We start from the raw sequence: 14,175 nt of genomic DNA on the forward strand, positions 1-14,175 counted from the left end.
TCCTCAGGCTGCATCGCGCTTGGCGCCGTTGCGGTAGGCCTCGACCGCATCGATCAAGGCTTGCAGAATCGCGGCGCTTTCGCCGATCACCGACAGGTCGGCACGCTTGATCATGTCGCAGCCCGGGTCGAGGTTGATCGCCACCACCTTGTCGCAGGCACCGATGCCTTGCAGGTGCTGGATCGCCCCGGAAATGCCCACCGCCACGTACACCCGCGCAGTCACCCAGGTGCCGCTGGCGCCGACCTGGCGATCACGCGCCATGAAGCCATCGTCCACTGCCACCCGCGAGGCGCCTTCAGTAGCGCCCAGGGCCGCGGCGGTCTGGTGGAACAGCGCCCAATCCTTCACGCCGTTGCCACCGGAGAAAATGAACTCTGCCTCGGCCATCGGAATCGCTGCCGGATCGACCGCCACCGCGCCGAGGTCTTCGATACGCGGCAGACTGCGCGCCAGGCTTGTGGATAACTCCACGGGCAAGACTTCGTGGCGGGTCTCGCTGACCGGGTCGGCACATTCGGCGGCGGCGAGGATCAGACGGGGCAACGGTCGCGCCAGGTCTTCCTGGCCGGCACCGGCACGGCCGATGCATTCCTCGCCCTTGATCTGCCACACCCGCGTCGCCGGGCGCTCCTTGAGGCTGGCGGCAAAGCGCCGCCCCAGCTCACCACCACCGCTGCGGCTGTCTGGCAGCAACCAGTGGCGCGGGCTGAATTGGTTATCCACAGCGCGCAGGCCCTGCACGCGTTGCTCCGGTGCATAACCCTCGAACTCATGCCCCTCCAGCACCAGCAGTCGGTCGACGCCGGCCGTGGCAAAGGCGCTTTCCTTGTGTTCACCGAACACCACCGCCAACACCGCGCCGTCATTGCCGGCCAGTTGGCGCGCCAAGCCAAGCAGGTCACGGTCGTGGCTGCTCAGACGGCCACCGACCATGTCCGGCACCACGTTGATGTAGAACGCCGGGGTCGGCACCTGATGCAGCGGCAATTGCACTTGCACTGCCGCGCTGCGCTTGGCCGCGCCGCCCTGCTGGGCACCGCTGCGGTCGATGCGCTTGATGCCGTTGGGCCCGATAAAACCGACACCATGCACGTTTTTGCGAATGATGCCGTTGGGCCCCATCCAGCTGTGTTGCACTGGCTGCATCGCCGCGTGCAACGGGTGCAGGCGGTTACGGGCGATCCATTCGGCCCGGGGGTCGCGGCGGATAATATCGCTCATCAGTGCACCTCCGCAGGTTCACGCTTGACGGGAGCTTTGGTCGGCGCGGCGTCTTCAAGCAACGCGTCGGCTACCAGTTCGGCGATGTCCTTGATCAACGGGCGCGGTTCGACCACGCCTTCAAGCATCGCGGTGCATTGCGGGCAACCCACGGCCACCAGTTCGGCACCGGTCTCGCGAATGTCGTCCATGCGCATATCGGGGATACGTTGCTTGCCGGGGATGTCGGTGATCGGCGCACCGCCACCGCCACCGCAGCAGCGTGAACGGAAGCCCGAGCGTTGCATTTCCTTGACCTCGATACCCAACGCCTTTAGCACTTGGCGCGGCGCCTCGTATTCGCCGTTGTAGCGGCCCAGGTAGCAGGGGTCGTGGTAAGTCACGCTGTTGCCTTTGTGCTGGCCCAGGTTCAGCGCGCCCTCGCCGATCAGCTCGGCCATGAAGGTGCTGTGGTGCTGCACGCGGTAGTTGCCGTTGAAGGCGCCGTATTCGTTTTTCAGCACATGGAAGCTGTGCGGATCGCAGGTGACGATGCGCTTGAAGCTGTACTTGGCCAGGGTCTGGATATTGCGCGTGGCCAGCAACTGGAATGTCGCTTCGTCACCGAGGCGCCGCGCCACGTCACCGCTGTCGCGTTCTTCCAGGCCGAGCACGGCGAAATCGACCTTGGCGGCCTTGAGCACTTTGACGAAAGCGCGCAGGGTGCGTTGGTTGCGCATGTCGAAAGCGCCGTCGCCGACCCAGAACAGCACATCGCAACTGCCTTTGTCGCTGAGCAACGGCAGGTTCAGGTCTGCCGCCCAGTTCAGGCGGCCACCAGGGGCAAACCCGCCGGGGTTGTCGGTAGCGATCAGGTTCTCCAGGACTTCGGCGCCCTTGTTCGGCGTGGCGCCTTTTTCCAGGGTGAGGTGGCGACGCATGTCGACGATGGCGTCCACGTGCTCGATCATCATCGGGCATTCTTCCACGCAGGCGCGGCAGGTGGTGCACGACCACAGGGTCTCGGCGTCCACCAGGCCGTTGACGATCGGCTGGTGCGGGTTGCCGCCGTGTTCGCCCACCGGTTTGCCGGGGTACGGGCTGCCGGCGAACTTGGCATCGGTGCCACCGGCCAAACCGACCACCATGTCCTGGATGAGTTTTTTCGGGTTCAGTGGCTGGCCCGCGGCAAACGCCGGGCACGCCGCTTCGCACTTGCCGCACTGCACGCAGGCGTCGAAGCCGAGCAGTTGGTTCCAGGTGAAGTCCTTGGGTTTTTCCACGCCCAGTGGCGCGGTTTTATCGCTCAGGTCCAAGGGTTTCAAACCGGTGGAGCGGCCGCCGCCAAAGCGTTCGGCGCGGCGGTGCCAGGCCAGGTGCAGGGCACCGGCGAAGGCGTGTTTCATCGGCCCGCCCCAGGTCATGCCGAAGAACATTTCGGACACGCCCCACAACACGCCCACGCTCAGCAATGCCGCGAGCAGCCAGCCGCCGAAATCGGCGGGCAGAATCCCGGCCACCGGCAAGGTCACCAGGAAGAAGCTCACCGAGAAGGCCATCAGGCTTTTCGGCAGGCGCATCCACGGGCCTTTCGACAGGCGAGCAGGCGGATTGCGGCGGCGCAGGTACATGAAGATCGCGCCGACAAACATCAATGTCGACGCCAGCAGCAGGGCATAACCAAGAATGCGGCTCTGCAGGCCGAAACCGTGCACCACAATCGCCAGCAGCGCCGACAGCACAAAGCCCAGCGCCGTCGCTACGTGGGTGTTGGCGATGTATTTGTCACGGGCGACCACGTGGTGCAGGTCGACCATGTAGCGCTTGGGCATGGCCAAGAGGCCACCCAGCAGGTCGACTTTGGACGCGCGGCCACGGCGCCACATGTTCACCCGGCGCAAGGCGCCGAGGACGGCGAGGCCCAGGGCGGCAAACAAGAGAATAGGCAGCAAGGTATTCAACATGGTGAAGCTCCCACGAAGATCGTTCCCACGCTCTGCGTGGGAATGCATCCTGTGACGCTCTGCGTCACGACCTTAAAAGCAGACGCGGAGCGTCCAGGGCGGCATTCCCACGCAGAGCGTGGGAACGATCAGGTGCGTCAGAAATCCTTGCACAAGCGCAGGGCGTCATAGATGGCGGCGTGGGTATTGCGCTGGGCCACACAGTCACCAATGCGGAACAGCAAGTACCCCTCGCCCGCCTCGCTCAGGCATGGCTGCGGCTTGATCGCAAACAGCGCTTCAACGTCGATCTGGCCCTTGTTGCGCGAACCTTCCTTGAGCCCGTAGTAAATGGCCTCGTCCGGACGCACGCCGTTCTCCACCACGACCTGGTCGACCACCCGCTCCTCTTTGGCGCCGGTGTATTCGTTCTCCAGCACGGCCACCAGCTTGTCGCCCTCGCGGTAGACCTTTTCCAGCATCATGTCGCCGGTCATGATCACTTCCTTGGGGTACATGCTGCGGTAGTACGTGGGGAACGACGTACCGCCGATTGCCACGCCCGGCTTGATGTCGTCGGTGACGATCTCCACCTGGCTGCCTTTGTCGGCCAGGAAGTCGGCTACCGACATCCCGGTGAATTCACAGATGGTGTCGTACACCAGCACGTTCTTGCCCGGCGCAACCTTGCCGTCGAGCACGTCCCAACTGCTCACTACCAAGCCTTCGGCGGCGCCCCAGTGTTCGTTCTGCTCGATGAACGGGTGCCCGCCCACCGCCAGCACCACCACGTCCGGACGCACGTCCAGGATGGTCTCGGCATCGGCTGCAACACCCAGGCGCAGGTCGACTTTCAAACGCGCCAGCTCCAATTGATACCAACGGGTGATACCGGCGATCTGGTCACGCTGCGGCGCTTTCGATGCCGTGGTGATTTGCCCGCCGATAAACTCCTTTTTCTCGAACAGCGTCACGTCGTGGCCACGTTCAGCCGCCACGCGCGCGGCTTCCATTCCGGCCGGGCCGGCCCCCACCACAACCACCTTGCGCTTGGGCCCGGTGGACTTCTCGATGATGTGCGGCACGCCCATGTATTCACGGGAGGTCGCAGCGTTCTGGATGCACAACACATCCAGGCCCTGGTACTGGCGGTCGATGCAGTAGTTGGCGCCCACGCACTGCTTGATCTGGTCGATCTGGCCCATCTTGATCTTGGCGATCAGGTGCGGGTCGGCGATGTGCGCACGGGTCATGCCGACCATGTCCACATAGCCGCCTTCCAGAATGCGCGTGGCCTGGTTCGGGTCCTTGATGTTCTGCGCGTGCAGCACCGGAACCTTGACCACTTCCTTGATGCCGGCCGCCAGGTGCAGGAACGGCTCCGGCGGGTAGCTCATGTTCGGGATGACGTTGGCCAGGGTGTTGTGGGTGTCGCAACCCGAGCCCACCACGCCGATGAAATCGAGCATGCCGGTGTCATCGTAGTACTTGGCGATTTGCTTCATGTCCTCGTGGGACAAGCCGTCCGGGTGGAACTCGTCACCGCACAGGCGCATGCCCACGCAGAAGTCATCCCCCACTTCGGCACGCACGGCCTTCAACACTTCCAGGCCGAACTTCATGCGGCCCTCGAAGCTGCCGCCCCACTCGTCGGTACGCTTGTTGACCCGCGGGCTCCAGAACTGGTCGATCATGTGCTGGTGCACGGCCGACAATTCCACCCCGTCCAGGCCACCGGCCTTGGCCCGACGCGCAGCCTGGGCGTAGTTGCCGATCACACGCCAGATTTCTTCTGGCTCGATGGTCTTGCAGGTGGCACGGTGCACCGGCTCACGCACGCCGGACGGCGACATCAGGGTCGGCCAGTTGAAGCCGTCCCAACGCGAGCGCCGGCCCATGTGGGTAATCTGGATCATGATCTTGGCGCCATGCTTGTGCATGGCATCGGCCAGATTCTGGAAGTGCGGGATGATGCGGTCGGTGGACAGGTTCACCGACGCCCACCATTCCTGCGGGCTGTCGATGGCCACCACGGAGGAGCCACCGCAGATCGCCAGGCCAATACCGCCCTTGGCTTTCTCTTCGTAGTACTTCACATAGCGGTCGGTGGTCATGCCGCCGTCGGTGGCATACACCTCGGCATGCGCAGTGCTGAGCACCCGGTTGCGGATGGTCAGTTTGCCGATCTGGATCGGCTGGAACATTGCTTCGAAAGCCATGGCACGGTCCTCGGCTTACAACGGTTTGACGGTGAACAAACCATCATCGTGGCCCTCTTCGGAGCCTCCGTAGACTTGTTCGGCGACAGTGCGAATCTTGCTGCCACGCGCTTGAAGGATCTGGTCCATGGCGCCGGCAAACCAGCCGGTGAACATGTAGTCCACCTTGCGGCCGACCTTGCCGTACACGTAGACGAACGCCGAGTGTTCCAGCTTGACGCTAGCGGTGCCTTTATCCAGGTCGATGTCCTGGATCTTGAACAGGCCCCAGCCGCGTTGCGACAGGCGCTTCATGTAGTGCTCGAACACCGCGACGCCTTCCAGGCCGTGGCATTCAGCTTCTTTTTCACACCAGTGCCAGGCGGATTTGTAGCCGGCCTTGTAGAGGATCTCGGCGTAGGCATCAGCGCCCAGTACTTCTTCGATACCCATGTGGTTGTTGACGAAGAAATGACGCGGCACGTACAGCATCGGCAGGGCGTCGGAGGTCCAGACACCGGTTTCGCTGTCGACTTCAATTGGCAATTGCGGGGCGATCTTGGCCATGGAAACTTAACTCCAGAAAATTCGTTTTGATGCCCGCCACGCGGATGGCGGCGGGTGAAGGATTAAGCGAGCAGTGGCTTATTCGCCCCAGACGTCCTTGAGCACGTTGACCCAGTTCTCGCCCATGATCTTGCGCACCACGCGCTCGCTGTGGCCGCGCTTGAGCAGGGTCTCGGTGAGGTTGGGGAACTCACCCACGGTGCGGATGCCAAGCGGGTTGATGATCTTGCCGAAGCTGGTCAGGCGGCGGGCGTAACCCTTGTCATGGGTGAGCATTTCGAAGAAATCCTGGCCATGGCCCTGGGTGAAGTCGGTGCCGATGCCGATCGCGTCTTCGCCGACGATGTTCATGGTGTATTCGATGGCTTCGGCGTAGTCGTCGATGGTCGAGTCGATGCCCTTGGCCAGGAACGGCGCGAACATGGTCACGCCGACAAAACCGCCATGGTCGGCGATGAACTTCAGCTCTTCATCGGACTTGTTGCGCGGGTGTTCTTTAAGCCCGGACGGTAGGCAGTGGGAGTAGCACACCGGCTTTTTCGATTCGAGGATGACCTCTTCGCTGGTCTTGGAGCCCACGTGTGACAGGTCGCACATGATGCCGACGCGGTTCATCTCGGCGACGATCTCGCGACCGAAACCCGACAGGCCGCCATCACGCTCGTAGCAGCCGGTGCCCACCAGGTTCTGGGTGTTGTAGCACATCTGCACCACCCCCACGCCGAGCTGCTTGAAGATCTCGACATAGCCGAGCTGGTCCTCAAAGGCATGGGCATTCTGGAAGCCGAAGATGATGCCGGTCTTGCCCTGCTCCTTGGCGCGGCGGATGTCGGCGGTGGTTTTCACCGGGATCACCAGGTCGCTGTTCTCACGGATCAGGGTCTGGCTGGCGACAATGTTATTGATCGTGGCCTGGAAGCCTTCCCACACCGACACCGTGCAGTTGGCGGCGGTGAGGCCACCTTTGCGCATGTCTTCGAACAGGTCGCGGTTCCACTTGGCAATAATCAGACCGTCGATAACGATGCTGTCGGCGTGCAACTCGGCTGGGCTCATCAGGCGTCCCCTTATTGGCGATTCATGCGCCGAATCGTCTGCCGGCGCTTTGGGGCCAGCATATGCCCAGGGACCGACGGAGCCGGGTGCAAAAACGACAGGGGAATTGCCGAAAGCGTCAATCCGCGACAAAGCCTGCGAAGACAGGCCCCACGGTCGGCTGTTCTTTGTCTTACGCTTGAGCCAGAATTGCGCATCACGTGATATGAGACGGCGCAATGAAATCGATTTTCCTGGCTTTGGCACTCATCGCAACCACCGCCCACGCGGCCGAAGACACCGACAGCACGCCGTGCGACGGTATCGAGAACGACCAGCAAACCTTGGAATGCGCCACCTACAACAAGACCACCGCCGAGCAATTGCTCAAAGATAACTATCAGGGGTTGCTGGAGCGCATGGGTTCGACCTACGGCAGCGACAAGACCAAACTGGCGGACATTACCGCTCGTCTGAAGGATGCGCAGCAAAAGTGGGAAAAACTGCGCGACGCCGATTGTGCAGTGGACACCTTCCCGGCAGTGACCGGCACCAAGGCCTATGCGATTGCGCACAACGACTGCCTGGCGCGGATGAGTGATGAGCGGTCGGAGTTTTTGGAGTCAATTGGGCAGGAGTGATTCATTAAGCCCGATTAGCTGACTAAACCAACCACGAGGACCTTCTGGCGTCTCGGAAATGACTTCGTTTCCATCTCTCAAGGATGAGTTATCACCATGCAATGGTTTCCTACCCCACCCACTGACAATCTATACAAATTCTTCGCTATTTCCGGCCTATTGATGCTGGGCGGGGCGCTGTTTGTAATCTTTGCGCTGGCTTACCTGGATTACCGGACAGAGCGTGAAACAGATGATTCGCTCTACCATTTTTCAAGCCAGCAGAATCAACAACAATTTAGAAACCGCATCACCGCGATCAAGAACCTCGAACCGAAAAAGGATTTGATTGCGCATCTGTCAGACAAGTTGAATAACGATCTGGAATTCTTGACTAACGCGTTGAAGGTTCAGACAGAAATAGATGTCGGCTACAAGGCAAGAACGCCCGACACACTCGATCTCGTATTCGATTTCGTCCAAGCCCGAGAAACATTCTCTTTGGTCGCTGGCCTTATATATATTGTCATTGCCGCGTGCTTGACGGTTTTCGGCATCAGTTGCTGGCGCAAAAAAGTCCAAATCCCCGGTGAGCGCTTGAATGAGCTTGACGAAGAAATCAAGAAAGCCAGTTTGTTAAAGTTGCAACTTGAAATCGCTCAAATGCAGCCCATGAGTGACACAGTAAAAAGGCTATTTGAACTTGGCGACCTCATGCGTCCGGCCAAGTAATTCAAATCATCAAGCCTTGCCAACGCTGACGGAGAATTTTATGCAAACTTGCGGCATCGAAATCAAAGGCAGCGAAGCCATCATCGCCGTCGCCTCCCTGAACAACCAGGCGCTGACCCACGTCGCCCTGGCCACCAAGAAAATCGCCCTTGAAGACGACGACGAAGCAGCCAACGTCAAAGCCTTTGCCGCCCAGGTGAAGGCGTTCGTACAGGCGAACGCCATTACCCGTATCGCGATCAAGAAACGCAGTAAAAAAGGCGAGTTCGCCGGTGGCCCGACGACGTTCAAGATCGAAGGGGTGTTTCAGTTGCTGGATGGGGTGGAGGTGACGCTGCTGTCGCCGCAGACCATCAATGCACAGAACAAGAAGCACACCTTCGATCTGCCCGCGACGCTGAACAAGTACCAGCATGAAGCCTACAAGGCGGCATGCTCGGCCCTGCTGAAAAAGTAAGCTACACCACAACTCAACGTGGGAGGGGCGGTGCGATGACGGTGTTATCGCGGCGCGATTAAAGGAGTTTTATACCCAATTATGGAAACGACTATAAATTATAGCCCCCACTATAATTGACTAAAAAACGATCAAACCACCTCCCGTCGCCGATCCTCCCGCGGGCATTTGGCAAACCTTGCGCGATAGCTCCTGGTGAAATACGACGGAGACTCAAACCCGCACGCAATACTCACTTCCAGCACGCTCATGTCGCTCTGGCGCAGCAGTTTGCGGGCTTTTTCCAGGCGCAGGCCCAGGTAGAAATTACTGGGGGTGTCGTTCAGGTGCAGGCGAAACAGCCGCTCCAGTTGGCGTCGGGTGACCTTGATCGTTTCGGCCAGGGCCAAGGTGCTCAGGGGCGGTTCGGTGTGCTGTTCCATTTCGCCGATCACCTGCACCAGTTTCTTGTTATTGATGCCGTAGCGCGTGGCGATCTGCATGCGCTGGTGGTCCTTGCGCGGGCGGATGCGGCCGAGTACGAATTGCTCGGAAACCTGGATCGCCAGTTCCGGGCCGTGGGCCTGAGCGATGAGATCGAGCATCAAATCGATGGACGCGGTGCCGCCGGCGCAGGTGATGCGGCGCCGGTCGATTTCGAACAGTTCCTGGGTCACGCTCAGGTGCGGATAGGCCTCCTTGAAGGCGTCGATGGCTTCCCAGTGCAAGGTCAGGCGGTGGCCGTCAAGCAGGCCCGCCTCGGCCAGCACGCAGGCGCCGGTGTCGATGGCACCGAGGGTCACACCCTCATGGTCGAGGCGGCGCAGCCAATGCTCCAGGGCGGGCGTGGCGAACTGCAGGGGTTCGAAGCCGGCCACCACCAGTAAGGTCGCGCCTTTTTTCAACGGTTCCAGCGCGGCATCGGCGTTGACCGACATGCCGTTGCTCGCCAGTACCGCGCCGCCATCGGCACTCAAGATGTGCCAGCGGTACAGCTCGCCGCGAAAGCGATTGGCCACGCGCAACGGTTCCAGCGCGGAGATAAAACCGAGGGCCGAGAACCCCGGCATCAGCAAGAAATAGACATCCTGGGACATGGTGGCGCTCTCGTCGTACGGGCAGCGTGCTCACTGTGATACGCCAGTTCAACCGGCCATTCAAGAGCCCAGGTCGCTGCAGTGCAAGAGTGGGTCGCCGCCGTGCGCTTTGCGGGGCGCCAAGCTGCGTAACGTGATCCCACGGCGCACAAAGACGCCGGCACCCACAATAACGACTGCCGAGGGCTCCACCCATGAACCGACTGATCAGCCGCTGCGTACTTGCACTCAGCGCCAGCGCCATTTTGAGCACTAACGCCCTGGCAGCGGATGCCGCTTCATGCCAGAACGTACGCATGGGCGTGGTCAACTGGACCGACGTCATCGCCACCAGCGCCATGGCCCAGGTGCTGCTCGACGGCCTCGGCTACAAAACCAAACAAACCAGCGCCTCGCAGCAAATCATCTTTGCCGGTATACGTGATCAGCGCCTGGACCTGTTCCTTGGCTACTGGAACCCGCTGATGACCCAAACCATCACGCCGTTCGTCGACGCCAAGCAAGTCAAGGTCCTCGAAAAACCCAGCCTGGAAGACGCCCGCGCCACCCTCGCAGTGCCGACTTATCTGGCGGACAAGGGCCTGAAAACCTTTGCCGACATCGCCAGGTTCGAGAAAGAGCTGGGCGGCAAGATTTATGGCATCGAGCCGGGCTCGGGCGCCAATACGCAGATCAAGGCGATGATCGCCAAGAACCAGTTTGGCCTGGGCAAGTTCCAGTTGGTGGAATCCAGCGAAGCCGGCATGTTGGCGGCCGTAGACCGTGCCGTGCGCCGCAAGGAAGCCGTGGTGTTCTTTGGTTGGGCACCGCACCCGATGAACGTCAATGTGGCGATGACTTACCTCACCGGCAGCGAAGACGCCCTGGGCCCGAACGAAGGCATGGCCACCGTGTGGACCGTGACCGCGCCGGCCTACGCCGAGCAGTGCCCCAACGTGCATAAGCTGCTGACCAACCTGACGTTCACCGCCGCCGACGAGAGCCGCATGATGCAACCGCTGCTGGACCACAAGGACGCCATCGAATCCGCCAAGCAGTGGCTCAAGGATCACCCGCAAGACCAGGCGCGCTGGCTGGAGGGTGTGACCACCTTCGACGGCAAACCGGCTGCTGCCAACCTGCAATTGACCACGAAATAACCCATCCAGATCACCGCTTCGCAACCCCTGAAGGTTGCGAACGGCGCCCTGCGCCTTGAAATCACCCGCCTGTAAGGAACCGCCTCATGAACCACGACGTCATCATCACCTGCGCACTCACCGGTGCTGGCGACACGACCGCCAGAAGCCCCCACGTGCCGGTCACCCCCAAACAAATCGCCGCCGCTGCCGTGGAGGCCGCCAAGGCCGGCGCCACGGTCGTGCATTGCCACGTACGCGACCCCGAGACCGGCAAGTTCAGTCGCGACGTCGCGCTGTACCGCGAAGTGATGGAGCGCATCCGCGAGGCCGACATCGACATCATCGTCAACCTCACCGCCGGCATGGGTGGCGACCTGGAGATCGGTGGCGGCGAGAATCCCATGGAGTTCGGGCCCAATACCGACCTGGTGGGCCCGCTGACCCGCCTGGCCCATGTTGAAGAACTGCTGCCGGAAATCTGCACCCTGGACTGCGGCACGCTGAACTTCGGCGATGGCGACACCATTTACGTGTCCACCCCGGCGCAACTGCGTGCCGGCGCCAAACGTATCCAGGAATTGGGCGTAAAGGCCGAGCTGGAAATTTTCGACACCGGCCACCTGTGGTTCGCCAAGCAGATGATCAAGGAAGGGCTGCTGGATAACCCGCTGTTCCAACTGTGCCTGGGCATTCCCTGGGGCGCACCGGCCGACACCACCACCATGAAAGCCATGGTCGATAACCTGCCCGCCGACGCGGTGTGGGCCGGCTTCGGCATTGGCCGCATGCAAATGCCAATGGCCGCGCAGGCGGTGCTGCTGGGCGGCAACGTACGGGTGGGCCTGGAGGACAACCTGTGGCTGGACAAGGGCGTGCTCGCCACCAATGGGCAGTTGGTGGAACGCGCCAGTGAAATTCTCAGCCGGTTAGGCGCAAGGGTCCTGACCCCAGCCGAAGGCCGCATCAAGATGGGCCTGACCCAACGCGGCTAACACAGACACCACACAACCCTGTGGGAGCCGGGCTTGCCCGCGATGAGGCCAGTAAATCTGCCACATCTTTGTAGCCTGCAATGCCGCCATGGCGGGCAAGCCCGGCTCCCACAAAGGCTCATCGAACACTTTAGGAATATGCCATGCGCTTTATCACCGAAATCAAAACCTTTGCTGCGTTGGGCAGCGGTGTCATCGGCAGCGGCTGGGTATCCCGTGCTCTTGCCCATGGCCTGGATGTAGTGGCCTGGGACCCCGCCCCCGGTGCCGAGGCGGCCTTGCGTAAACGCGTCGCCAACGCCTGGCCAGCCCTTGAACAACAGGGCTTGGCACCAGGCGCCTCCCAAGACCGCCTGCGCTTTGTCACTACCATCGAAGACTGCGTAAAGGACGCCGACTTCATCCAGGAAAGCGCCCCGGAACGTCTGGAGCTGAAGCTGCAATTGCACAGCCAGATCAGCGCCGCGGCCAAGCCGAACGCATTGATCGGCTCCAGCACCTCAGGGCTGTTGCCCAGCGAATTCTATGAAAGCTCTACCCACCCGGAACGGTGCGTGGTCGGCCACCCCTTCAACCCCGTCTACCTGTTGCCACTGGTAGAAGTGGTGGGCGGCAAAAACACCGCGCCAGAGGCGATCCAGGCAGCGATCAAGGTGTATGAATCCCTCGGCATGCGCCCTTTGCATGTGCGCAAGGAAGTGCCGGGGTTCATTGCCGACCGCCTACTGGAAGCGCTGTGGCGTGAGGCGCTGCACCTGGTCAATGACGGGGTGGCGACCACCGGCGAAATCGACGACGCCATTCGTTTTGGTGCCGGGTTGCGCTGGTCGTTCATGGGCACTTTCCTCACTTACACACTGGCGGGCGGCGACGCCGGCATGCGCCACTTCATGGCACAGTTCGGCCCGGCGTTGCAGCTGCCGTGGACTTATCTACCGGCGCCTGAATTGACTGAAAAGCTGATTGATGATGTGGTCGATGGCACCGCTGAGCAGTTGGGTAACCACAGCATCTCGGCGCTGGAGCGCTATCGTGATGACTGCCTGCTGGCGGTGCTGGAAGCCGTAAAAACAACCAAGGCCAAGCACGGCATGAACTTCGCCGAATAACCCTGTGGGAGCTGGCTTGCCTGCGATGGCGGTGTTGGCCTCACCATTGCTATCGCAGGCCGGCCAGCACATTTGACCGCACACTGAATTGGATTCATGCCATGCCCGCACTGACCACCTACACCACTAAAATCCTGCCCGACTGGGTCGACTACAACGGCCATCTGCGTGACGCGTTCTATCTGCTGATCTTCAGCTACGCCACCGATGCGCTGATGGACACCCTGGGGCTGGACAGCGAAAACCGCGAAGCCAGCGGCCACTCGCTGTTCACCCTGGAGTTGCACCTGAACTATCTGCATGAGGTAAAGCTCGGCGCCGAGGTTGAGGTGCATACCCAACTGATCGCCCACGACGCCAAGCGCCTGCACCTTTATCACAGCCTGCACCTTGTGGGCGAAGAGCGCGAGTTGGCGGGTAACGAACAGATGCTGCTGCATGTCGATCTGGCCGGGCCGCAGTCGGCGCCGTTTGCCGGCGCGACCCTGGAAAAACTCATCGCTCTCAGCCAGGCACACGCCGATCTACCCCGGCCAGCCCTACTCGGCCGGGTGATCGGGCTGCCCGCGCAAAAAAAAGCCCCGATCCAGCCGTGACGGGATCGGGGCAGAGTGCTTTGTGTGAGCCGTGCATTCGAGGGTGACCAAACCTTCAAGCTGCGTGCCTGGGTTCAGTGTGCCCGTTACGGGCCGGGTCAAGCACCTCGAAAACGACCTGTTCATAGCCATCCGAGCCATCGGTGGATTCTGCCCTTGCCGCCAGTCCTGGGGCCTACCAGAATCCAAGTCATTCCCGCTCCCTACACCAGGATGACCGTCATGATGCACGCGGATTTGATTGACCAGGATGACCTGCTGAGCCAACTGCGCTCCCTGGGTTTTGAAGTGTCCAGCGGCGCTACCGCCGAGCAGGCCTGCGAATGTGCGGTGCGCGGGTTGAGCGAAGCGCGGGCCAAGGCGCTCAAGGGCATGGTGGAACAGATGTACAGCGGCAGCGCGACGATTTTGCCAACGGTGAGGCAGGCGATCGACAAGCAATTGCTGCCGGCGCTGATGCAGTTCAAACAGAACTCTGGCGCCTGAAACTCCGCCATCGCAGGCAAGCCAGCTCCCACAGGGGAAC

General features: G+C 61.3%; 14 protein-coding genes. 8 read left to right on the top strand and 6 right to left on the bottom strand.

Annotated elements, in window-relative coordinates:
* Positions 1–3: 3 nt before the first annotated feature.
* The 5 genes from etfA to AC07S6_RS16360 all read right to left on the bottom strand — a co-directional run bounded on the left by etfA (position 4) and on the right by AC07S6_RS16360 (position 6,967).
* A complete protein-coding gene (gene etfA / locus AC07S6_RS16340; RefSeq protein WP_495112632.1) occupies positions 4–1,224 on the bottom strand; it encodes an electron transfer flavoprotein subunit alpha in 1,221 nt (406 codons plus the stop codon).
* Positions 1,224–3,167, bottom strand: coding sequence for a dimethylglycine demethylation protein DgcB (gene dgcB / locus AC07S6_RS16345; RefSeq protein WP_495112633.1), 1,944 nt, complete (start codon positions 3,165–3,167; stop codon positions 1,224–1,226). Before dgcB ends, etfA begins: the two co-directional genes overlap by 1 nt.
* Positions 3,168–3,304: 137 nt before the next feature.
* Positions 3,305–5,365 (bottom strand): dimethylglycine demethylation protein DgcA, encoded by a 2,061-nt coding sequence (gene dgcA, locus AC07S6_RS16350; RefSeq protein ID WP_014720244.1) that lies wholly within the window; start codon positions 5,363–5,365, stop codon positions 3,305–3,307.
* 15 nt (positions 5,366–5,380) lie between these two features.
* Positions 5,381–5,911 carry a DUF5943 domain-containing protein gene (locus AC07S6_RS16355; RefSeq protein WP_008033249.1) on the bottom strand — a complete coding sequence of 177 codons (531 nt, stop codon included), beginning with the start codon at positions 5,909–5,911 and terminating at the stop codon, positions 5,381–5,383.
* Positions 5,912–5,989: 78 nt separating this feature from the next.
* The gene (locus AC07S6_RS16360; RefSeq protein WP_032879065.1) at positions 5,990–6,967 is read right to left on the bottom strand and encodes a dipeptidase; all 978 of its coding nucleotides are present in this window, start codon (positions 6,965–6,967) and stop codon (positions 5,990–5,992) included.
* A gap of 218 nt (positions 6,968–7,185) precedes the next feature.
* Here AC07S6_RS16360 and AC07S6_RS16365 point away from each other — a divergent pair, with 218 nt between their 5' ends.
* The 3 genes from AC07S6_RS16365 (at position 7,186) to AC07S6_RS16375 (ending at position 8,755) form a co-directional block, all read left to right on the top strand.
* Positions 7,186–7,587, top strand: a complete 402-nt coding sequence (locus tag AC07S6_RS16365; protein WP_014720247.1) for a lysozyme inhibitor LprI family protein — start codon at positions 7,186–7,188, stop codon at positions 7,585–7,587.
* Positions 7,588–7,683: 96 nt separating this feature from the next.
* A complete protein-coding gene (locus tag AC07S6_RS16370; protein WP_197880520.1) occupies positions 7,684–8,298 on the top strand; it encodes a hypothetical protein in 615 nt (204 codons plus the stop codon).
* A 40-nt stretch (positions 8,299–8,338) separates the two neighbouring features.
* Positions 8,339–8,755, top strand: coding sequence for a DUF3010 family protein (locus AC07S6_RS16375; RefSeq protein ID WP_495112634.1), 417 nt, complete (start codon positions 8,339–8,341; stop codon positions 8,753–8,755).
* Between the two features lie 131 nt (positions 8,756–8,886).
* Here the strand turns inward: AC07S6_RS16375 and AC07S6_RS16380 are convergent, their stop codons facing one another.
* A complete protein-coding gene (locus AC07S6_RS16380) occupies positions 8,887–9,831 on the bottom strand; it encodes a GlxA family transcriptional regulator (protein WP_019817453.1) in 945 nt (314 codons plus the stop codon).
* Between the two features lie 194 nt (positions 9,832–10,025).
* Between AC07S6_RS16380 and AC07S6_RS16385 the strand changes: the two genes are divergently transcribed.
* The 5 genes from AC07S6_RS16385 (at position 10,026) to AC07S6_RS16405 (ending at position 14,135) form a co-directional block, all read left to right on the top strand.
* A complete protein-coding gene (locus tag AC07S6_RS16385) occupies positions 10,026–10,970 on the top strand; it encodes a choline ABC transporter substrate-binding protein (protein ID WP_034128887.1) in 945 nt (314 codons plus the stop codon).
* An 86-nt stretch (positions 10,971–11,056) separates the two neighbouring features.
* Complete coding sequence (gene cdhC / locus AC07S6_RS16390; RefSeq protein WP_034128888.1) at positions 11,057–11,944, top strand: 3-dehydrocarnitine:acetyl-CoA trimethylamine transferase CdhC; 888 nt, start codon at positions 11,057–11,059, stop codon at positions 11,942–11,944.
* Between the two features lie 143 nt (positions 11,945–12,087).
* Complete coding sequence (locus tag AC07S6_RS16395; protein WP_060763975.1) at positions 12,088–13,053, top strand: L-carnitine dehydrogenase; 966 nt, start codon at positions 12,088–12,090, stop codon at positions 13,051–13,053.
* A 101-nt stretch (positions 13,054–13,154) separates the two neighbouring features.
* Positions 13,155–13,649 carry a thioesterase family protein gene (locus tag AC07S6_RS16400; protein WP_014720255.1) on the top strand — a complete coding sequence of 165 codons (495 nt, stop codon included), beginning with the start codon at positions 13,155–13,157 and terminating at the stop codon, positions 13,647–13,649.
* Positions 13,650–13,871: 222 nt separating this feature from the next.
* Positions 13,872–14,135, top strand: coding sequence for a hypothetical protein (locus AC07S6_RS16405; protein ID WP_105228800.1), 264 nt, complete (start codon positions 13,872–13,874; stop codon positions 14,133–14,135).
* Positions 14,136–14,175 lie beyond the last annotated feature (40 nt).

The sequence above is a fragment of the Pseudomonas sp. GW821-FHT07B01 genome, from assembly GCF_059419065.1.

Bases quoted from the DNA above. Each gene is read 5' to 3' on its own strand.
- etfA (WP_495112632.1), bottom strand. From the start codon at position 1,224: ATGAGCGATATTATCCGCCGCGACCCCCGGGCCGAATGGATCGCCCGT.
- dgcB (WP_495112633.1), bottom strand. From the start codon at position 3,167: ATGTTGAATACCTTGCTGCCTATTCTCTTGTTTGCCGCCCTGGGCCTC.
- dgcA (WP_014720244.1), bottom strand. From the start codon at position 5,365: ATGGCTTTCGAAGCAATGTTCCAGCCGATCCAGATCGGCAAACTGACC.
- AC07S6_RS16355 (WP_008033249.1), bottom strand. From the start codon at position 5,911: ATGGCCAAGATCGCCCCGCAATTGCCAATTGAAGTCGACAGCGAAACC.
- AC07S6_RS16360 (WP_032879065.1), bottom strand. From the start codon at position 6,967: ATGAGCCCAGCCGAGTTGCACGCCGACAGCATCGTTATCGACGGTCTG.
- AC07S6_RS16365 (WP_014720247.1), top strand. From the start codon at position 7,186: ATGAAATCGATTTTCCTGGCTTTGGCACTCATCGCAACCACCGCCCAC.
- AC07S6_RS16370 (WP_197880520.1), top strand. From the start codon at position 7,684: ATGCAATGGTTTCCTACCCCACCCACTGACAATCTATACAAATTCTTC.
- AC07S6_RS16375 (WP_495112634.1), top strand. From the start codon at position 8,339: ATGCAAACTTGCGGCATCGAAATCAAAGGCAGCGAAGCCATCATCGCC.
- AC07S6_RS16380 (WP_019817453.1), bottom strand. From the start codon at position 9,831: ATGTCCCAGGATGTCTATTTCTTGCTGATGCCGGGGTTCTCGGCCCTC.
- AC07S6_RS16385 (WP_034128887.1), top strand. From the start codon at position 10,026: ATGAACCGACTGATCAGCCGCTGCGTACTTGCACTCAGCGCCAGCGCC.
- cdhC (WP_034128888.1), top strand. From the start codon at position 11,057: ATGAACCACGACGTCATCATCACCTGCGCACTCACCGGTGCTGGCGAC.
- AC07S6_RS16395 (WP_060763975.1), top strand. From the start codon at position 12,088: ATGCGCTTTATCACCGAAATCAAAACCTTTGCTGCGTTGGGCAGCGGT.
- AC07S6_RS16400 (WP_014720255.1), top strand. From the start codon at position 13,155: ATGCCCGCACTGACCACCTACACCACTAAAATCCTGCCCGACTGGGTC.
- AC07S6_RS16405 (WP_105228800.1), top strand. From the start codon at position 13,872: ATGATGCACGCGGATTTGATTGACCAGGATGACCTGCTGAGCCAACTG.